The organism is Achromobacter sp. ACM01 (assembly GCF_014851745.1).
GTDB lineage: Bacteria > Pseudomonadota > Gammaproteobacteria > Burkholderiales > Burkholderiaceae_B > Achromobacter > Achromobacter aegrifaciens.
Map to the genome: position 1 here is coordinate 246,644 of NZ_JACVAF010000003.1, position 19,355 is coordinate 265,998.

The 19,355-nt window shown below is 65.1% G+C and carries 14 protein-coding genes and 3 tRNA genes; 5 read left to right on the top strand and 12 right to left on the bottom strand.

Translation table 11 applies throughout. From position 1 onward, the window contains the following. Positions 1-4: 4 nt before the first annotated feature. Positions 5-1,231, bottom strand: a complete 1,227-nt coding sequence (locus IB268_RS15940; RefSeq protein ID WP_192354510.1) for a muconate cycloisomerase family protein — start codon at positions 1,229-1,231, stop codon at positions 5-7. A 153-nt stretch (positions 1,232-1,384) separates the two neighbouring features. Here IB268_RS15940 and cynR point away from each other — a divergent pair, with 153 nt between their 5' ends. Beyond that, the gene (gene cynR, locus IB268_RS15945; protein WP_054450996.1) at positions 1,385-2,296 is read left to right on the top strand and encodes a transcriptional regulator CynR; all 912 of its coding nucleotides are present in this window, start codon (positions 1,385-1,387) and stop codon (positions 2,294-2,296) included. Positions 2,297-2,373: 77 nt separating this feature from the next. Here cynR and typA read toward each other — a convergent pair whose 3' ends face one another. The 8 genes from typA to scpB form a co-directional block, all read right to left on the bottom strand. Next, positions 2,374-4,197, bottom strand: coding sequence for a translational GTPase TypA (gene typA / locus IB268_RS15950; RefSeq protein WP_054450995.1), 1,824 nt, complete (start codon positions 4,195-4,197; stop codon positions 2,374-2,376). Next, the gene (gene truB / locus IB268_RS15955) at positions 4,194-4,946 is read right to left on the bottom strand and encodes a tRNA pseudouridine(55) synthase TruB (RefSeq protein WP_054450994.1); all 753 of its coding nucleotides are present in this window, start codon (positions 4,944-4,946) and stop codon (positions 4,194-4,196) included. Before truB ends, typA begins: the two co-directional genes overlap by 4 nt. 37 nt (positions 4,947-4,983) lie before the next feature. Then, entirely contained in the window at positions 4,984-5,385 is a 402-nt protein-coding gene (gene rbfA / locus IB268_RS15960) for a 30S ribosome-binding factor RbfA (RefSeq protein WP_006388333.1), read from the bottom strand. 24 nt (positions 5,386-5,409) lie between these two features. After that, positions 5,410-8,451 carry a translation initiation factor IF-2 gene (gene infB / locus IB268_RS15965; RefSeq protein ID WP_054450992.1) on the bottom strand — a complete coding sequence of 1,014 codons (3,042 nt, stop codon included), beginning with the start codon at positions 8,449-8,451 and terminating at the stop codon, positions 5,410-5,412. A gap of 91 nt (positions 8,452-8,542) precedes the next feature. After that, positions 8,543-10,021: a transcription termination factor NusA gene (gene nusA / locus IB268_RS15970; RefSeq protein WP_054450991.1), complete on the bottom strand. Its 1,479-nt coding sequence runs from the start codon at positions 10,019-10,021 to the stop codon at positions 8,543-8,545. After that, positions 10,018-10,521 (bottom strand): ribosome maturation factor RimP, encoded by a 504-nt coding sequence (rimP, locus tag IB268_RS15975; RefSeq protein WP_054450990.1) that lies wholly within the window; start codon positions 10,519-10,521, stop codon positions 10,018-10,020. The genes nusA and rimP overlap by 4 nt, the downstream gene beginning before the upstream one ends. A 390-nt stretch (positions 10,522-10,911) precedes the next feature. Beyond that, positions 10,912-12,696 carry a pseudouridine synthase gene (locus tag IB268_RS15980; protein ID WP_054450989.1) on the bottom strand — a complete coding sequence of 595 codons (1,785 nt, stop codon included), beginning with the start codon at positions 12,694-12,696 and terminating at the stop codon, positions 10,912-10,914. 35 nt (positions 12,697-12,731) lie between these two features. After that, positions 12,732-13,976, bottom strand: coding sequence for an SMC-Scp complex subunit ScpB (scpB, locus tag IB268_RS15985; protein WP_192354511.1), 1,245 nt, complete (start codon positions 13,974-13,976; stop codon positions 12,732-12,734). Positions 13,977-14,038: 62 nt separating this feature from the next. Here scpB and IB268_RS15990 point away from each other — a divergent pair. Then, a tRNA-Met gene (locus IB268_RS15990) sits at positions 14,039-14,115 on the top strand. A 652-nt stretch (positions 14,116-14,767) separates the two neighbouring features. Here IB268_RS15990 and IB268_RS15995 read toward each other — a convergent pair. From IB268_RS15995 to IB268_RS16005, 3 genes are all read right to left on the bottom strand, one after another. Then, positions 14,768-15,673, bottom strand: a complete 906-nt coding sequence (locus IB268_RS15995) for a LysR family transcriptional regulator (protein WP_119450881.1) — start codon at positions 15,671-15,673, stop codon at positions 14,768-14,770. 121 nt (positions 15,674-15,794) lie between these two features. Beyond that, a complete protein-coding gene (locus IB268_RS16000; RefSeq protein WP_192354512.1) occupies positions 15,795-16,793 on the bottom strand; it encodes a GTP-binding protein in 999 nt (332 codons plus the stop codon). Positions 16,794-16,871: 78 nt separating this feature from the next. After that, positions 16,872-16,947, bottom strand: a tRNA-Asn gene (locus IB268_RS16005). Positions 16,948-17,155: 208 nt separating this feature from the next. Between IB268_RS16005 and IB268_RS16010 the strand changes: the two genes are divergently transcribed. The 3 genes from IB268_RS16010 (at position 17,156) to IB268_RS16020 (ending at position 19,346) form a co-directional block, all read left to right on the top strand. Then, a tRNA-Thr gene (locus IB268_RS16010) sits at positions 17,156-17,231 on the top strand. Between the two features lie 130 nt (positions 17,232-17,361). Next, positions 17,362-18,021 carry a response regulator gene (locus IB268_RS16015; RefSeq protein ID WP_192354513.1) on the top strand — a complete coding sequence of 220 codons (660 nt, stop codon included), beginning with the start codon at positions 17,362-17,364 and terminating at the stop codon, positions 18,019-18,021. Continuing rightward, positions 18,018-19,346 (top strand): ATP-binding protein, encoded by a 1,329-nt coding sequence (locus tag IB268_RS16020; RefSeq protein ID WP_192354514.1) that lies wholly within the window; start codon positions 18,018-18,020, stop codon positions 19,344-19,346. The genes IB268_RS16015 and IB268_RS16020 overlap by 4 nt, the downstream gene beginning before the upstream one ends. The last annotated feature ends 9 nt before the right edge of the window (positions 19,347-19,355 follow it).

Genomic DNA, 19,355 nt, shown 5'->3' on the forward strand with positions numbered 1-19,355 from the left:
TGGGTCAGGTCGCAGCGGCCTCGCCGCGGCGGCCGAAGTCGACCGTGACGGGCGTCACGCTCGCCCTTGCGCGGTCAAAACGTTCCAGCCGTTTTTCGTCGACGACGACGCCAAAGCCGGGGCCGTCGGGAAGGTGGAGTTCGAAGTCGCGCACGGTCATCGGCTGCTCGACGATGTCGTCAACCAGCAATTGCGGGCCGAACAGTTCGCAACCGTGGTGCTGGTCGGACAGCGTGGCGAACACGTGCGCCGACGCCGCGCTTCCCAGCGAGGTTTCCAGCATGGTGCCGCCGTACCAGCCGATGCCGGCCGCTTGCGCCACGGCCGCGACCTCGCGCGTGCGCAGCAACCCGCCGTGCTTGGCAACCTTCAGGGAAAACACATGGCAGGCGCGCTGCGCGGCCAGCATGTAGGCGTCCTGCGCGGAGCACACGGTTTCATCCGCCATGATCAGCGCGGCCGAACCCAGCGACTGCGTCGCTTCGCGCAGCGCCTGCACGTCCCACTTCGCCACGGGCTGTTCGATCAGGGTCACGCCGGCCTCCACCAGTTGCGGCAGATAGCGGCGGGCGGTGTTGCCGTCCCAGGCCTGGTTGACGTCCACCGTCATGTCGGCGCGGCCGTCCAGGCCGCGCGCAATGCGCGTCACGTGCGCCACGTCGTCCGCCGGACTGCGCGCGCCGATCTTGAGCTTGAAGAGGCGATGGCGGCGCGCCTGCATCATCTGCTCGGCCTCCTCCAGATCGCGTTGCGAATCGCCGCTGGCCAGCGTCCAGGCCAGCGGCAGGCGTTCGATGCGCTTGCCGCCCAGCAATTGCCAGGCCGGCACGCCCAGGCTGCGCGCCACGGCGTCCAGCAGCGCCATCTCGACCGCGCTCTTGGCGAAGGTATTGCCCTTGCAGACCGCATCGAAGCGGTTGAGGTGCTCAGCGAATCTGCGCGCATCCGCGCCGGCCACGGCGGGAGCCAGGTAGTTCTGGATCGCATGCAGGATGGTTTCCGGCGATTCCTCGTTCCACGACGGGCCGCCTATCGTGGCCGCTTCGCCAAAACCGCAGGCGCCGTTGGCTAGCCAGAGCTGCACGATCACCGGGCTTTGCCGGTTGATGGCGCCGAACGAAAACTTGTGCGGCCGGATCGTCGGGATGTCGACGATTCTTGCGTGGATGCGCTCGATGCGCCAGGTGGCATCGTCTGCCGTGATCGGAGCCGGGGTCGAAACGGATGTCATAAAGCCTGAAGCCCTGCGTGAGTGATGCGGCAAGGTTAGGGCTCGGCCGGTTTTGCATCCAATGATTTATATTGCATTTATTATTCGATATGGTCGAACGATACACTTACAATCATCGACCGCCCAGACCGGCATAGCGCCAGGAGCCCCTCGATGGAATTGCGCCAGCTGCGCTACTTTCTCAGCGTCGCCGACACCGAGCACCTGACCCGCTCGGCCGACGCCCTGCACGTCACCCAATCCACCCTGTCGCATGGCCTGCGCCAGCTGGAAGAAGAGCTGGGCATGCCCTTGTTCGACCGCATCGGCCGGGGGCTGCGCCTGTCGCAGGCGGGCCGGGTGCTGCGCGACCACGCCAGCCGGGCGCTACAGGAAATCGAAGCCGGCAAGATGGCGCTGGCGGATCTGGCCGGCCTGCAGGCGGGGTCCCTGACCATAGGCGTCATCCCCACCTTCCTGACCCATTTCGTGCCGGACGCAGTGGCCGGGTTCAGCCTGGCCTTTCCCAAGGTCCAGATCCAGGTGCGCGATCTGCGGGCTGGCCCCATTGAAGACCTGCTGGTCAGCGGCCAGCTGGACCTGGGCATTTCATTCCATCCGGCGCTGCGGGAAGAAATCGAGGCGCAACCCCTGTTCGACGAACGCCTGCAGGTCGTGGTTGGCAAAAACCACCCGCTGGCCTCGCGGCGCAGCCTGCGCATGCGCGATCTCGCGGGTGTGCCGCTGGCGCTGCTGCCGCGCAGTTTCGCCACGCGCCGCATGATAGACGCGGCCTGCGCCCAGGCAGGGCTGACGCCCGACGTGCGGGTCGAAATGGAGTCGGTGGACGCCTTGATCCACCTGTGCCGGCAGGGCGAACTGGCGACCATCGCCGCCGAGCATGCGGCGGGCGCGGCCGGATCGGGGTTGAAGAGCATCGCGCTGACCGACCCCACCACCATCCGCCGCGCGGCCATCCTGTGGCGCAAGGAAGCCTCGCGCAGCCGCGCCGCCCAGGAGTTCGCCGCCCGGCTGCTGGACGCGGTGCAGCGCCTGCCTGGCGCGGCAAGCGCGAATCGCCCCTGACACTGCGGCCCCAAAAAAAACGCAGCCCGAAGGCTGCGTTTTTTTGTAGCAGCGCAGCCAAGCTGCGCGCCGTGCCATCAGACGGCGGATTCGCGCGCGGCGCGCTTGCGCTCGTTTTCCAGCAGGAAGCGCTTACGCAGACGGATCGACTTGGGCGTGATTTCCACGAGTTCGTCGTCGTCGATGAATTCCACGGCGTATTCCAGCGACATCTGGATAGGCGGAACCAGGCGCACGGCTTCGTCGGTGCCCGAGGCGCGCACGTTGGTCAGCTGCTTGCCCTTGATGGGGTTCACGACCAGGTCGTTGTCGCGGCTGTGGATGCCGATGATCATGCCTTCGTACAGCGCATCGCCCGGGCTCACGAACATGCGGCCGCGATCCTGCAGCTTCCACAGGGCGTAGGCCACGGCGTCGCCGTGATCCTGGCTGATCAGCACGCCATTGCGGCGCTCGCCGATCGAGCCTTCCTTGATGGGCGCGTATTCGTGGAAGATGTGGCTCATCAGGCCGGTGCCGCGCGTCAGCGTCAGGAACTCGTTCTGGAAACCGATCAGGCCGCGAGCCGGGATCAGGTATTCCAGGCGGGTACGGCCGCGGCCGTCCGGCTGCATGTCCTGCAGGTCGCCCTTGCGGCGGCCCAGCTCTTCCATCACGCCGCCCTGGTGGGCGTCTTCGACGTCGACGGTCAGCGATTCGAACGGCTCGCACTTCACGCCGTCGATATCCTTGAACACCACGCGCGGACGCGACACGGCCAGCTCGTAGCCTTCGCGGCGCATCGTTTCCAGCAGAATGGTCAGGTGCAGTTCACCGCGGCCCGACACCTCGAACACCGTGTCGTCGCCCGTGTCGCGCACGCGCAGCGCCACGTTCGACTTCAGTTCGCGGTCCAGGCGGTCGCGCAGCTGGCGGCTGGTCACGAACTTGCCTTCGCGGCCGGCCAAGGGCGAGGTGTTCACCATGAAGTTCATGGTCAGGGTGGGCTCGTCGATGCGCAGCATCGGGAACACGTCCTGATTGGCGGTGTCGGTCACCGTGCAGCCGATGCCCAGCTCTTCGATGCCGTTGATCAGCACGATGTCGCCGGCTTCGGCTTCGTCCACGACGATGCGCTCCAGGCCGTGGAACTTCAGCACCTGGTTGATGCGGCCGCGGCCGCCCTGGCCTTCAGGACCGAACTTGTAAGCCACTTCCATGCCGGGACGCATGCGGCCGCGGTTGATGCGGCCCACGCCGATCTTGCCGACGTAGCTGTTGTAGTCCAGCGAGATGATCTGCATCTGCAGCGGACCATTGGGATCGTCGTCGCGCTGCGGCACGTGTTCGAGGATGGCTTCGAACAGCGGGCGCATGTTGCCTTCGCGCACTTCAGGATTCAGGCCGGCGTAGCCCGACAGGCCCGAGGCGTAGATCACCGGGAAGTCCAACTGCTCGTCGGTGGCGCCCAGCTTGTCGAACAGGTCGAAGGTGGCGTTGATGACGAAATCGGTGCGGGCGCCCGGACGGTCGACCTTGTTGACCACGACGATGGGCTTCAGGCCCAGGGCCAGCGCCTTGCGGGTCACGAAGATGGTCTGGGGCATGGGGCCTTCAACCGCATCCACCAGCAGCAGCACGCCATCGACCATGGACAGCACGCGCTCGACTTCGCCGCCGAAGTCCGCGTGTCCCGGGGTGTCGATGATGTTGATGTGCGTGCCTTCGTATTCGACGGCACAGTTCTTGGCCAGAATCGTAATGCCGCGTTCTTTTTCCAGGTCGTTCGAGTCCATGACCCGTTCGGTCAGCGCCTGGTTTTCGCGGAAGGTGCCGGATTGGCGCAGCAGCTGGTCGACCAGGGTGGTTTTACCGTGGTCCACGTGGGCGATGATGGCGACGTTGCGCAAGGCGCGAGTCATAGCGAGTCCTTTAAGGTCAGGGTGGAGGGCAGCAAGCCCTCCGGCAATTCGTTCAATGCAAGCAATGCCTGCTTGGGGTCTGGCATGGCCTGCAAGGCATCCAGCGCAACGGCGCGTTCCAGGGAAAACGGCCCGACGTGCGTGCGCCGCAGCGCCGTCAGGTGGGCGTAACAGCCCAGCACGCGCCCGATGTCCTGGGCCAGCGTCCGGATGTATGTGCCTTTACTGCATGCCACATCGATCTCTGCCTCGGTTCCGTTCAGGGACAGCAGTTCGATGCGGTAAATCGTGATCTGGCGCGGCGGCCGTTCCAGCTCGATGCCGGCGCGCGCGTACTCGTACAAGGGCTTGCCGTCGCGCTTGAGCGCGGAATACATGGGCGGAATCTGCTCGATCGTGCCCGAGAAACGTGACAGCGCGTCGCGCAGCGCCTGCTCATCCACGGTAAAGCCCGGCTCGGCGGTGGACACGACATTGCCGGTCAGGTCGCCGGAGTCGGTTTCGGAGCCAAATTGCAGCGTAGCGCGATATGCCTTGTCGGCGTTGAGCATCGCGCCGGAAATCTTGGTTGCGCGTCCCATGCAGCACACCAGCAGACCGGTGGCGAAGGGATCCAGCGTGCCAGTGTGGCCGGCTTTTGCCGCGTCCATGGCGCGTTTGGCGCGTTGCAGGGCGTGGTTGCTCGACAAACCCACGGGTTTGTCGAGCAACAGCACACCGTCGAGCGTAAGCCCGCGTCGTTTAGCCATCGTCGGAATCCGGTTTAAAGCAGTGACGACAGCCCGATCAGGACTGGTCTTCAGGTTCGTCGGGCACGCCCGAATGCGGGCCGGGCCGGTTTGCGCGGTCGATGAGGATCGACATTTCGATGCCACGGGCGATCTGCTCGTCGTGGAAGAAGCGCAAAGTGGGGACAGTATGTATGTGCAGCAGCTTGTACAGCTGGGAATGCAGCCAACCGGCTTTCTCGTTCAGCAAGGCGGTCGCGGCTTCGGGCTCGGCGCCCAGAACCGTGAAATACACCTTGGCATGCGCGTAGTCGGTCGACAATTCCACACCAGAGAGCGTGATCAGTCCAGCGCGGGTCGTGTCGATCTCGCGCTGGATGATCCCGGCCAGATCCTTCTGGATCTGGTCGGCCAGCCGCAGATTGCGGCCGGGGATGGCTTTGGACTTGTGACGGCTCATTAGAAAAAATGCCTCGCGGTCGCCTTACAGCGTACGCGCGATTTCCTTGATTTCAAAGACTTCCAGCTGGTCGCCCACCTGGATGTCGTTGTTGCCGCGCAGCGTAAGGCCGCAGTCGAAGCCCGACTTGACTTCCTTGACGTCGTCCTTGAAGCGGCGCAGCGAATCGAGCTGGCCGGTCCACTGGACCACGTTGTTGCGCAGCAGGCGGACTTGCGAATCGCGACGCACCAGGCCGTCCAGCACCATACAACCGGCGATGTTGCCGATGCGGGAAATGCTGTAAACCTCGCGGATCTCGACCAAGCCGATGACTTCTTCCTTTTTCTCGGGCGCCAACATGCCCGACATGGCTGCCTTCACTTCATCCACGGCGTCGTAGATGATGTTGTAGTAGCGCACGTCGATGCCGTTGTTCTCGGCCAGCTTCTTGGCGCTGGCTTCGGCGCGGACGTTGAAGCCGATGACGACGGCGTTCGAGGCGATGGCCAGGTTGATGTCGCTTTCCGAGATGCCGCCCACGGCGGCGTGCACGACCTGCACGCGCACTTCGTCTGTCGACAGCTTGACCAGGGACTGCACCAGCGCTTCCTGCGAACCCTGGACGTCGGTCTTCACGATCAGGGCCAGGGTCTGCGTGCCCTCGCCCAGGTTGTCGAACATGGACTCGAGCTTGGCGGCCTGTTGGCGGGCCAGCTTGACGTCGCGGAACTTGCCCTGGCGGAACAGCGCGATTTCGCGCGCCTTGCGCTCGTCGGACAGCACCATCAGCTCGTCGCCAGCGGCCGGCACTTCGGTCAGGCCCTGGATTTCCACGGGGATCGACGGACCGGCTTCCTGGATAGGCTTGCCGTTTTCGTCCAGCATGGCGCGCACGCGGCCAAAGCTTGCGCCGGCCAGCACCACGTCGCCACGGTGCAGGGTGCCGCTTTGCACCAGGATGGTCGCGACCGGGCCGCGGCCCTTGTCGAGACGAGCTTCGATCACCAGGCCCTTGGCGGGCGCGTCGACGGGAGCCTTCAGTTCCAGCACTTCGGCCTGCAGCAGCAGGTTTTCCAGCAGATCGTCGATGCCTTCGCCGGTCTTGGCCGACACGGACACGAACGGCACGTCGCCGCCGTATTCTTCCGGCACCACTTCCTCGGCAACCAGTTCCTGCTTGACGCGGTCGGGGTTGGCGGAAGGCTTGTCGATCTTGGTCATGGCCACGACCATCGGAACGCCGGCGGCCTTCGCGTGGTGGATGGCTTCGCGGGTCTGCGGCATCACGCCGTCGTCGGCCGCGCAGACCAGGATGACGATGTCGGTCGCCTTGGCGCCGCGGGCACGCATGGCGGTAAACGCCTCGTGGCCCGGGGTGTCAAGGAAGGTCACCATGCCGCGCTCGGTCTGAACGTGGTAGGCGCCGATGTGCTGAGTAATGCCGCCGGCTTCGCCCGCGGCAACCTTGGCGCGGCGGATGTAGTCCAGCAGCGAGGTCTTGCCGTGGTCGACGTGGCCCATGACGGTGACAACCGGCGCGCGCGGCAGTTGTTCGGCTTCCGACACGCTGGCGGTTTCGTCCAGGAAGGCTTCCGGGTCGTCCAGCTTGGCGGCGATTGCCACGTGGCCCAGTTCCTCGACCACGATCATGGCGGTTTCCTGGTCCAGCACCTGGTTGATGGTGACCATCTGGCCCAGCTTCATCAATTGCTTGATGACTTCTGCGGCCTTGACGGACATCTTGTGGGCCAGGTCGGCCACGCTGATGGTTTCCGGCACGTGAACTTCACGCGCGATGAATTCCTGCGGCGCCGGCTCGTTGCGGCGATCGTTCTGCTGGTTGCGGCCGCCTCGGCCGCCCTTGCCGCCGCCCTTGCCGCCAGCGCGCCAGCCGTCGCGGCTGGCCGGGGCTGCCGGCTTGTCCGCGGGCTTCTTGCGCGAAGCGTCATCGGACCAGGTCGAAGCGACTTCGGCGGTCTTGATGGTCTTCTTCGCACCGGGAGCGGCGGGCTTGGCGTCCTTCTTGGCGCCGGGAGCGGCGCCCGGCTTGCCAGCCGGCTTGTGCAGCGTGCCGGAGATCGGCGCGGCAGCGGCGGGCGCTTCCGGTTCGGGAGCGCGCAGCACCTTGCGCGGACGGTTCAGCATCTCGCGCAGAGCGGCGGCTTCAGCCTCGGCCTTGCGGCGGGCCTCGTCGCGGGCCGCCGGCGCGGCGGAAGCCGCGAGAGGCGGGCCGGCGCGGCGGTTGTCCGCACGGTTGCCAACCTTGACGGCGGGCGCGGCGGGCTCGGGCTTCGCGGCGGTTTTGACGGGTTCGGACTTCGCGGCAGGCTGAGCCTGGGCGACAGGCGCGGCGGCCTGGGAGGAAGATGGTTCGGACTTATTGGCTAGCACAACGGGTTCCGGCTTGGCTTCTTCAGCCTTGGGCTCGGTGGATTCAGTCTTGACTTCGGGCTTGGCCTCTTCGGCCACGGGCTCGGCAGGAGCAGGCGCCGGCGTCGGTTCGGGTTCAGGCTGGGCCTGGACTTCGGCGGCTTTCGCCTCGACGGGAGCGGGCGCTTCGGCCGCGACGGATTCAACAGGCGCGGGCGCTTCGACCGGCGCGGGCGCTTCTGCAGCAACGGGCTCTTCCGCCTTGGCCGGGGCAATAGCCTCAGCCTGGACGGGAGCGGTCTCGCGAGGAGCGGCAGCTTCGGGTGCGACGGGCGCCGACACTTCCTGCGGCGCCGCTTCGGCGGCTGCCTCATCTTCGGCACGCGCGGACGCGGCCTGTTCCAGGGCGATTTCGGAGGGATCACGCTTGACGAACACGCGCTTCTTGCGCACTTCGACCTGGATCGTGCGCGAACGGCCGGTGGCATCCGCCTGGCGGATCTCGGACGTCTGGCGGCGCGTCAAGGTGATCTTCTTGCCTTCGGTCGCGCCGTGGGCGCGACGCAGCGATTCGAGCAATTTCGCCTTGTCGCTGTCGGTGACGGAATCGTCGACCGATTTGAGGTCAACGCCAGCCGAGCGCAGCTGATCCAGCAGCACATTGGCAGGCATTTTCAGCTCGGTAGCGAACTGCGCGACGGTATTACTCGACATTAGGCTCTCTCTTCCCTATATGCAGCTATTACAAACAACGTGAACTCGCGGCGGCGGATATTCCGTCCGCCGCGGACCCGTGTCCTTTTGGTTATTCCTCGTCGAACCAATGGGCGCGGGCACGCATGATGAGATCGCTGGCTTCCTGCTCGGTCAGACCGGCGATTTCCGCCAGTTCGTCCGTCGCCAGTTCGGCCAGATCATCACGCGTATGCACTTGGCGCTCGGCCAGCTTGGCAGCCAGTTCGGGCGTCATGCCTTCGAGTTCGAGCAAATCCTGCGCGGTCTCAAGGCGCTCTTCCTGGGCGATCGCCTCGGTCAGCAGCGCATTGCGGGCACGGGCGCGCAACTCATTGATGGTGTCTTCGTCAAAGGCCTCGATTTCCAGCAGTTCCTGCATGGGCACGTAGGCGATTTCCTCGATACCGGTAAAACCTTCGTCGATCAGGATGTCAGCGACTTCCTCGTCGACGTCCAGCTTGCTCATGAACGTGGCGCGCAGGCCCGAACGCTCGACTTCCTGGCGGTTCAGGCTTTCTTCCGGCGTCATGATGTTGATCTGCCAGCCGGTCAGCTCGGAAGCCAGGCGAACGTTCTGACCCTTGGCGCCGATGGCCTTGGGCAGGTTTTCCTCGTCCACCACGACGTCCATCGCGTGCTTGTCTTCATCAACGACGATGGACTCGACGTTGGCCGGCGCCAGGGCGCCGATGACAAACTGCGCGGGGTCTTCCGACCACAGCACGATATCGACCTGTTCGCCGCCCAGCTCGTTGCGCACGGCGGTCACGCGCGAACCGCGCATGCCCACGCAGGTGCCGATCGGGTCGATGCGCTTATCGTATGCCACCACGGCGATCTTCGCACGCACGCCGGCGTCGCGGGCCGCGGCCTTGATCTCCAGCAGGCCCTGCTCGATTTCGGGGACTTCGTTCTCGAACAGCTGGCGGATGAATTCCGGCGCGGTGCGCGACAGGATCACCTGCTGGCCGCGCGCGGCGTGGTCTACGCGCAACACAAAGGCGCGGACGCGGTCGGCCACCCGGAGGTTTTCCTTCGGGATCATTTCGGAACGCGGCAGGCGCGCTTCGATCTTGCCGGTTTCGACGATGGCGTCGCCCTTGTCCATGCGCTTGATCGTGCCGGACACGATGGTCTCGCCACGGTCCAGGAAGTCGTTCAGCACCTGCTCGCGCTCGGCGTCGCGGATCTTCTGCAGAATGGCCTGCTTGGCGGCCTGCGCGCCGATGCGGCCGAACTCGATGGGTTCGAGCGGCTCTTCGATGTACTCGCCTTCCTTGATGCCGGGGACGATTTCCTGCGCGTCCGACAGCATTTCCTGCTTGTCGGGCTCTTGCAGGCCAGCCTCGTCAGGCACGACCAGCCAGCGGCGGAAGCCTTCGTGATCGCCCGTGTCCCTATCGATGGCGACACGGATGTCCGCATCATCCTTGAAGCGCTTTTTCATCGCCGAGGCCAGCGCGCTTTCCAGCGCTCCGAACACGACGTCGCGCGTGACGTTCTTTTCACGCGCCAAGGCATCGACCAACAGAAGAATTTCGCGACTCATCGCTTTTTGCCCTTGAAATCCAGAACGGGATCCAGTTTTGCACGTTCGATATCGTCGACCGTGAAATTCAATACCTGGACGTCGTTCTTTTTTGCCTCAAATTCGAGACCGAACACGGTCTTTTGCATTCCAGCAGCCGCGTCGGAGGCTGCGGCGTCGTCTTCGGGCACCGTCAGGGTGCCGGCAAAGACCTTGCGGCCGTCCAATGCCTCGCGCAGCTTGATTTCGATGCGCTCGCCTGCGAACCGGCGGAAGTCGGCCTCGTTGCGCAGCGGGCGGTCGACGCCCGGCGAACCGACTTCCAGCCGCTTGTAGTCGACGTTCTCGACTTCGAACACCCGCGACAACTGGCGGGACACCTGTTCACAGTCTTCGATGCGCACACCGCCGACCCGATCGATCGTGACGCGCAAAAGGCCCAGGGCGGCACGCTCGACGTCCACGAGTTCGACGTCCATGCCGGCCAGAGCCTCTTTGGTCAATGCGAATAAATCAGCCATATACTCAAAAAAAATGGGCTGCACGCCCAGCCCACCGTATTGCACAGCGCCCAGCCGCCACCCTACTGCACGTAAGGAGCAATGCTGGGCAGTGCCCTATATTGCGACCTAAATTTGGCTTGCGCCGCCCCAGGCCATTAAGACCCGCCGCCCCAACCCGCAACCCGGGCCAGGCAGCACCAGGCGCAAAGTCCGATGCAAACTGCCAGCTCTTGCCGCCCCTGTATTTGCGTGCTTTTCCTTGCGGGCACGCAAAAGGCAACGGCGCGAAGCCATGAAAACCATTGATTTTACCAGATAAACTGGAAAAACGCCTGATTCGTCGCGGGCTTACGTTTATGCGGGACATATCCCGCGCAGCGGCGCGTCCGGCGCGCCGCCCGCAGGCCTTCAGCGACCCTGACGACCGCGCCCGCCCATCACGCCCAGACGGGATTCGTGCGCCGAAGCGCCGCGCGGCTGCCAGTCATCGCCGCGCGGGGACGACGAGGCATTACGGGGTGCGCGCGGCTTGCCGCCAGCGTTCGGCCCCTTATTGCCGCCGGCGCCGCCCGACTTGTTACCGCTACGGCCGCCACCGGCGCCTGCCGGCTTGCCGCCGCGACCGCTATTGCCACGCGCACCGGCAGGCTTGCCGCCAGCCGAGCGACGACCGCCAGCCGGCGCTTCCGCGACGTTGCCGCCGCCAGCCTCGACCGACACGGCATTGCCAGGCTGGCCGCCCGCCGCAGCCGCGCGCGGACCGCGCGGCTTGCCGCCGGACTTGCCACCAGGCTTGCCCCCGCCCTGCTTGCCGCCGGCCTTGCCGCCCGCCCCCGCTGCGGAACGGCCGCCGCCAGGCTTGCCGCCCTTGCGGTTGCCCCCAGCGCCCTCTCCCGACAGGGGATGGCCGTTGGCATAACCACCGGCAATCATCAGGCCCGTGCCAAAAGGATCCGACGGACACGCGGCCGCCTGGCCTGCGCTGCCCAAGCGGCCGCCTTGCAGCTTGCCGCGGCGGCCGATGCGCGCGCCGTTCATGCCGTTGCGGTCCATGGTGCCGAAACCCGGGGGCAGCGCGCTGTCATGCGACTGCGGCTGCTTGGAGCGGCGACGGTTGCCGCCGGATTCATCGTCGTCGCGTACCAGGCCCAACTGGACCATCAAGGCCGTGACCAGGGAAGAATCCAGCTCTTCCCAGCGGCCGCGGCGCAGCGTACGCGGCAGGACCACGTCGCCGAAACGGGTGCGGATCAGCCGGCTGACCGTGACGCCCACGGCCTCGAACATGCGGCGGACTTCGCGGTTGCGGCCTTCCTGCAGGGTGACGCGGTACCAGCGGTTGCTGCCGTCGCCGCCCAGGTAGTCCAGGGCGCCGAAGGCAGCCATGCCGTCGTCCAGCTCGATGCCGTCGACCAGCGATTGGCGCTGAGCCTCGTCCATTTCTCCCAGCACACGCACCGCGTACTCGCGTTCCGTGCCGTAGCGCGGATGCATGATGCGGTTGGCCATGTCGCCGGAGGTCGTGAAGATCAACAGGCCTTCCGTGTTCAGATCCAGACGGCCGACCGACAGCCACTTGCCCGTGCGCAGCTTCGGCAGGCGGGCAAAAACGCTTGCGCGGCCGCCCGGGTCGTCATGGCTGACGATCTCGCCAGCGGGCTTGTGATACAGGATCACGCGCGGCGGCTTTTTCGTATTGACGCGCATGATGGGCTTGCCGTTGACGCGCACTTGGTCATTGGGCGCCACGCGCTGGCCGATATGGGCCGGCTCGCCGTTGACCGACACGCGGCCCGCAACGATCAGTTCTTCCATTTCGCGGCGCGAACCGATGCCGGCGTCCGCCAGGACCTTGTGCAGCTTGGGCATGACCGAATCGCTGTTCAGGTACTTGCCCAGACGCTGCTCCATGCGGTCAGCGGTTTCCAGGTACGACAACGCCTGCTCGGCTTCCTGCTCGGTGCCGCGCGACTCCTGCGGCTCGGCCTGAGGGGCGGCAGCCGCCGCGGGCTGCGCTTCGCCGGCCGGCGCCTGCTCGGCGGCGGTATCGCCGCGGCGACGGCGGAACGGCGTTCTCAGCTTGCGGCCCCTGCCGCGGGCTCCCGTCTCGCCTTCAGCCGCCGGCTCACGCGCGGCGGATTCCGGCTGGCCATTGGAAGCGGCATCATCCGAACGGGGATTGTCGTCCTGCATTGCTGTATTCGTTGTCACTGGGACAGCTCCGAATTTCAAACTTGGGTGGGCCTGCCTGCGGCAGGCTCGTCATCATCTGGGGACGCCGGCTGTCGATCGGCCTCGGGCCGCTCGACGCCTGCCTCGTCCGATTCCGGAGAGGCGGCATCCGGGCCAGGCCGAACAGGATCGGCAAGACCGGAAGCGGGCTCATGCCCGGCGGCGTCAGGCGCCGCGGTATCGGTCTCGTCAATCGGGTCGGTCGGTTCCGCGTGTTTTGCGTTCTCGACGCTTTCCTTTGCAGCGCCGGCTTCTGGGGCATCGGCGGCCATATCGGAAATGTCGTTGTCAGCCGCATCGTCGGGAAAACCGGATGTGGCTGACGTATTGGACAAGCCTTCGGCTTGCTCCCGGACGGTGGATTCGTCGGCGGGATCCGCGCCTTCTTCTGCGCGCGAAAGCATGGATTCTACGCTATCGACGGGAGCGATGGGTACATCCTGTTCCGAAACAGACAATTCCGCAACCGGAATACTGACTTCGGACGCCTCACCCTCGCCTGCCGTAGCCGCAGGTTCGCCGTCAGGACGAGCCTCGGCTTCGCCGCCAACCTCGCCCTCGGCGCTCGCCTCACCCTCGACGCCCTCCGCAGCCTCGGCAACCGCTTGACCGGCAGCCTCGGCGTCCTCGGTGGACGCGTCTTCGGCGGCGGGCGCTTCCCCGCCCAGCACCTGCTGCACTTCACCCAGATCCAGCCCGGCGAGCGCGGCCGCGGCCTGCGCGGATTCCAGCGCCGGCAATTCGTCCAGGGCGCGCAGACCCAGGTCATCGAGAAACTGGCGCGTCGTGCCGAACAGCGCCGGACGGCCCGGCGCGTCGCGGTGGCCGATGACCTCGATCCAACCGCGGTCCTCCAGCGCCTTCACGATCTGCGAAGACACGGTGACGCCGCGGATATCCTCAATGTCGCCCCGCGTCACCGGCTGGCGCCAGGCCACGATGGCCAGCGTTTCCATCACGGCGCGCGAATATTTGGGCGGCTTTTCCGGATTGAGGCGCTCAAGGTAGCGCTGCATGCGCGGACGGCTCTGAAAGCGCCATCCGGTGGCCAACTGCACCAGCTCCAGCCCGCCATCGGCCCAATTGGCCTGCAACGTTTCCAGAAGCGTGCGCAATGCGCTGTTGTCGAATTGTTCATCGTCCCCGAACAGCTTGCGCATATCGGACAGTTGCATCGGCTGCGCCGCGCAAAGCAGCGCGGTTTCCAACACGAGTATTGCCTCGCTATCGTTCATCGACATTCAAATTCAAAAAGGGCTAACTTGCGCTAGGTTGAAAATAAGGCTACTATTCATTTCTCAGACGCGGGGTGGAGCAGTCTGGCAGCTCGTCGGGCTCATAACCCGAAGGTCGTAGGTTCAAATCCTGCCCCCGCAACCAAATTGATTCAGGCCTGGCGATTTCGCCGGGCCTTTTTCATTTGCGGCGCCGGAAAAAATCCGCAGATCCAGCAAACCCGGCTGCACCGACGTGCGCAGCACGGCAGCACAGGCACCCGCCGCCGCACCGGCAGCCTCGGCGGCTCGCCAGCAACAGACTGCATGGGTTTGCGTAGTTCTCACTGGATTCCTGTGTTTACCGCCATGCGCCCCGGATAGAGATACCCCGGACATGTGCCGAAACGACCGCGCCAATCGGGATTGAGCGGGATGCCTGCCGCGCCCCGCGCAGCAAACACTCAAGCAAATTCTGGAAAAGCCGGCACAAATCGCCAGCCAGCCCGCGGAGCACGCCGGCAACCCGGCGCCGCCTTCCCGCGGCAATCGATATCAAGGACCTGAATCATCAAGGTTCGGGCGCCACGGACAGACCGCCACAACCCACAAACCCGATACGCTTCCCCTGGCGCACGCGAAAAACCAGTTCCGCAATGCCCGCGGCCCACATAAGCCGCAACCACGATTCTTGGATGTTTTCTAACCAGACAAGGCCGGCATCCGCCCGCCGCGTCCAACATATTCAAGCAGTTGTTTCATTATACCGCCATATACCCCACCCTCAAGCCCGCACAGCGCCTTGCGCGGCGCAAAAACTACGGAGCAGGCTTGTCCCACGGCGTGGATTCCAGGCGGTCCACCAGAAAATCCAGCATGGACCTCAAGATCAGAGGCATCTGGCGGCGCGAGACATAAACACCATAAATACCCAGCTCCTGCGGCTTGCTTTGCGTCAGGATGGCCCGCAGGCGGCCCGATGCGATGTAGTCCGCGGCATAGTAGGTCGGCAGCATCGCAATACCCGCACCCTCCAGCGCCGCGCGCGACAACACCGACACCTCGTTCGCGCTGATATTGCCACTGACCGGCACATCCACCGGCTCGCCGTCGCGCTCGAAGCGCCACAGGCTCTTGCCGAAATACGAATGAGTCAGACAGTTGCGCAAGGACAGGTCCTCGATGCGCGCCGGCACGCCTTCGCGCTGCAGGTACTCGGGCGAGGCGCACACCACCGAACGGCAGACCGCCAGCTTGCGGGCGATCAGGTTGGGATCCAGGTCATTGGTGATACGCACCGCCAGATCCACGCGCTCTTCCACCAGATTGACGGCGCGGTCGACCAGCATCAGGTCAACCGAGGTGCCCGGATGCAGCTTGACGTAGTCGGTAATGGCGCTGGCCAGATGGCGGGAGCCAAACGACATGCTGGTGGTAATGCGCAGCAGCCCGCGGGGCGTGTCGTCCGGGGTCGATACCGCATTGCGCAGGTCTCCCACCATGTCCAGCATCTGGCGGCAGCGCGGCAGCGTTTCGGCGCCGGCCGGCGTCAGACTCAGGCGCCGCGTCGTGCGGTGCAGCAGGCGCACCCCCACCCATTGCTCCATTTCCGCGAGATAGCGCGACACCATGGCGCGCGACATGTCCAGATGGATCGCCGCCGCCGACAGGCTGCCCCTGTCAGCGACTTCCACGAATACCTGCATGGCTTTCAAACGATCCATGATTGTCTCGATTCTTGCACCAGACCGCTCCGGTTATACCGTATTTCGGCGCAACATCGACACCATAATCGAGACGGCCACCCGCAAGCCCTGACCAGACCAGACGCTCAGACGCAGACGATCAAGGAGCCGGCTGCCCGAGCGCAACGCCCAAGGCGGCACGAACCTCAATGACATCCAACCCCCGCAGGATGCAGACCAGCCGTGACGCCCGCTCCTCGTCCGGCCACTGCTCCAGCTGATTGATCGGATAGAGCTCGCCACGCACGCCATGCACCTCGCACGGCAGCGCCTCACCCTCAAAGCACACCAGCCCCTTCATGCGCAGCAAGCCCTGCCCAAAGCGTTCCAGAACCCGCGACATGCCCGCAAGAAACGCCGCCCGCCCGACAGGAGCAGCCAATACCAGCGAGAAACTGCCCACATCTCCATGAACGGCGGCTCTCGACTGTGCGAAGGGCCGCAACCAATTCGCAAGAGTCACGCCATCGCGCCTGGCCCGCAGGTCGAGACCCGTGCGCAGCGGATCCGCAAGCGGCGCATCAGGCCATTGCACGCAGCGCTGCGCCCCCGGATTAATGGCGGCGACGGCCTGATCCAGAAGATCCAGACTCGCGGCGTCCGCCAGGTCCGGCTTGCTGAACACCACGACATCCGCCAGGGCCAGTTGCCGCGGGGCTTCGGGCTGCCGCTCCAATTGGTCCAACCCATTGCGGGCGTCCGCCAGGACGATCGCGCCCCGGTACGCATAGCGCTCGGCGAGGAAACGGTCGTGTTTGAGGGTGAACAGGATGGGCGCGGGATCGGCCAATCCGCTGGTTTCGATGACCACGCGACGAAAGGGCTTGATCTTGCGGCTGAGCGCCAACATGAATAATTCGCGTAAAGCGTCGACTACCGCGCCGCTGACGACGCAACACAGGCAGCCGCCTTCAACCAGGACAATGTTGTCGCGGGCCTGGCGCACCAGGTGATGGTCCACACCGATCTCACCGTACTCATTGACGATGACGACAGCGTCAGCGTATGCCGGATCCCTCAGCAGGCGATTGAGCAGCGACGTCTTGCCGCTACCCAGGAAGCCGGAAATCACCGTCACGCCTATGCGTTTGTCGTCCATACCCGATCTTCCATGCTCGCCGCCCTGATGGAGAAAACCAAAAGGGCCATTCACTTGCGTGAATGGCCCTGAATTCTTTGGCTCCCCGAGCTGGGCTCGAACCAGCGACCTGCGGATTAACAGTCCGTCGCTCTACCGACTGAGCTATCGGGGAACTGCTAAGAAACGAGATTATGAACTAAAAATTTGAAGTGTGCAAATCGCTGATTTTTTCGCCTGTTTGGCCCGCTTGGTTTCCCATCGCAAAAAAACTCTGATATGATCTCGGTCTTTCCAGATCGGACCCCATAAACAGGGTGACGGACCGGAAAAAACGAAGATGTTTTGCTTGCGGCTCTTACAGGAGCGGAGCAAATGGTCTTGCCGGCATAGCTCAGTTGGTAGAGCAGCGCATTCGTAATGCGAAGGTCGTAGGTTCGACTCCTATTGCCGGCACCAGATTCCAAAAAGCAGCCCGCTCGGGCTGCTTTTTTCATTTCCGCGCCGGTTCGCGCGCCGAACCCTCACCCGGGAACTCCCGTCCGCCGCCACGCGTCCAATCTGCTGGACCATCCTGGCGGACACGACCATGCGCATCCTTCTAGTCGAAGATGACCTCATGATAGGCGAGAGCGTGCTGGACTGCCTGCGCGCCGAACACTACGCCGTAGACTGGGTCAAGGACGGCAATGCCGCGGAGCTCGCGCTGCGCACCGATACGTACGACCTCATACTTCTGGATCTGGGGCTGCCCAAGCGCGACGGCCTGTCGCTCCTACGCGACCTGCGCACGCGCAAGGACCGCACGCCGGTGCTGATAGCCACCGCCCGCGATGCCGTGAGCGACCGGATCGCGGGACTGGACGCCGGCGCCGACGACTATGTGGTCAAACCCTACGACGTGGATGAATTGCTGGCCCGCATGCGCGCCCTGATCCGCCGCAGCGCAGGCCGCGCGGAACCGGTGTTCGAGCATGAGGGCATCGCCATCGATCCCCAGTCGCACGCCGCCATGGTGGACGGCGCTCCGGTCACGCTGACCGCGCGCGAATGGGCGGTGCTCGAACCGCTGATCGCTCGCCCGGGCATGATTTTTTCGCGCGCCCAGCTGGAAGAAAAGCTGTACAGCTGGAAAGACGGCATCAGCAGCAACGCTGTTGAGGTTTATATTCATGGCCTGCGCAAGAAGCTGGGTCCGAACCTGATCCAGAACGTCAGAGGCGTCGGCTATGTCATCCCCAAAACATGAGCATTCCGCTTAGCTACTCACTGAGAGCCAGGCTGCTTTTCTTCCTGTTGGCCGCCATCGTGGTCGGCGCGCTGGTGCAAGGCGCCATCGCTTACCGCAGCACTTTGGCGCAGGCCGACGATATCTTCGACTCGCTGCTGCAGCGCACCGCCCTGTCGCTGGGCACCGGCGACGGACTGCTCAGCACAGGTCCGGCGCACGCGCGCGGCGCGGGTTCGCCCGTGGCGGACGACCTGATCATCCAGATCTGGACGCCCGACGGCGTGCGCGTCTTCAATTCCCGATCCCGCCGGCCGCTGCCGGACCAGATCATCCTCGGCTTCTCCGACGCGAAGATGGAGGGCAGCACCTACCGCGTATATTCGCTGGCCACGCCCTTCCAGGTCATCCAGGTGGCGCAGGACATGACCGTGCGCACCAGCATGGCGCGCGCGCTGGCGCTGCGCACCATCGCCCCCATCGCCGCCGCCGCTCCCCTGCTCATGCTGATCGTCTGGTGCGTGGTCAGCTGGTCGCTACGGCCTGTGAAGCGGGCGCGCGCCCAGGTTGCGGCGCGCCAGCCGGAAGATCTGTCGCCCGTCAGCGTGGAGGGCCTGCCCGATGAGATCCGGCCGCTGGTGCTGGAACTGAACCTGCTGCTGGAGCGCATGCGCGGCGCCTTCGCGCAGCAAAAGCAGTTCGTCGGCGATGCGGCGCACGAACTGCGTTCGCCCCTGACTGCGCTACGCCTGCAATTGCAGGCCCTGCAACGCGCGGGCGACACGGAAGCGCGCCGGCTGGCCGAACAGCGGCTGGCAGCCGGCATCGACCGCGCGACACGCCTGGTCGAACAGCTGCTATCCATGGCGCGCCATGAAAGCGCGGCCGGACAGGCACCCGCCGAAACCGTGGACCTGGCCGACGTGCTGCGCCAGGCGCTCTCTGAAATGCTGCCCCAGGCCAACGCGAAATCGATCAGCATCGACCTGGACGGCGCGCCGCAAGCATCGGTGCAGGGACATCGCGACGCGCTGACGCTGCTGGCACGCAACCTGCTGGACAACGCAATCAAGTACACGCCCGCCGGCAAGCGCGTCCACCTCCATCTGGAACAGGCTCCCGGCGAGACGACCCTGCTGATCGACGACGAGGGCCCCGGCATTGCGCCGGACGAGCGCGAGCGCGTGTTCGACCGTTTCTACCGCGTCGAAGGCAATTCGCAGCACGGCAGCGGCCTGGGGCTGGCGATCGCGCGCAGCATCGCCGACCAGCACGGCGCCACCATAGAACTGCAGGACACGCCGGTGGGCGCAGGCCTGCGCGTGAAGGTGGTTTTTCCGACTTAAGACTCGCCT

Excerpts from the sequence above, each read along its gene's own strand:
- cynR (WP_054450996.1), top strand. The coding sequence starts at position 1,385 with ATGGAATTGCGCCAGCTGCGCTACTTTCTCAGCGTCGCCGACACCGAG.
- rimP (WP_054450990.1), bottom strand. The coding sequence starts at position 10,521 with ATGGCTGATTTATTCGCATTGACCAAAGAGGCTCTGGCCGGCATGGAC.
- IB268_RS16015 (WP_192354513.1), top strand. The coding sequence starts at position 17,362 with ATGCGCATCCTTCTAGTCGAAGATGACCTCATGATAGGCGAGAGCGTG.
- IB268_RS16020 (WP_192354514.1), top strand. The coding sequence starts at position 18,018 with ATGAGCATTCCGCTTAGCTACTCACTGAGAGCCAGGCTGCTTTTCTTC.
- truB (WP_054450994.1), bottom strand. The coding sequence starts at position 4,946 with ATGGCTAAACGACGCGGGCTTACGCTCGACGGTGTGCTGTTGCTCGAC.
- rbfA (WP_006388333.1), bottom strand. The coding sequence starts at position 5,385 with ATGAGCCGTCACAAGTCCAAAGCCATCCCCGGCCGCAATCTGCGGCTG.
- typA (WP_054450995.1), bottom strand. The coding sequence starts at position 4,197 with ATGACTCGCGCCTTGCGCAACGTCGCCATCATCGCCCACGTGGACCAC.
- IB268_RS15995 (WP_119450881.1), bottom strand. The coding sequence starts at position 15,673 with ATGGATCGTTTGAAAGCCATGCAGGTATTCGTGGAAGTCGCTGACAGG.
- scpB (WP_192354511.1), bottom strand. The coding sequence starts at position 13,976 with ATGTCGATGAACGATAGCGAGGCAATACTCGTGTTGGAAACCGCGCTG.
- infB (WP_054450992.1), bottom strand. The coding sequence starts at position 8,451 with ATGTCGAGTAATACCGTCGCGCAGTTCGCTACCGAGCTGAAAATGCCT.
- IB268_RS15940 (WP_192354510.1), bottom strand. The coding sequence starts at position 1,231 with ATGACATCCGTTTCGACCCCGGCTCCGATCACGGCAGACGATGCCACC.
- IB268_RS15980 (WP_054450989.1), bottom strand. The coding sequence starts at position 12,696 with ATGCAGGACGACAATCCCCGTTCGGATGATGCCGCTTCCAATGGCCAG.
- nusA (WP_054450991.1), bottom strand. The coding sequence starts at position 10,021 with ATGAGTCGCGAAATTCTTCTGTTGGTCGATGCCTTGGCGCGTGAAAAG.
- IB268_RS16000 (WP_192354512.1), bottom strand. The coding sequence starts at position 16,793 with ATGGACGACAAACGCATAGGCGTGACGGTGATTTCCGGCTTCCTGGGT.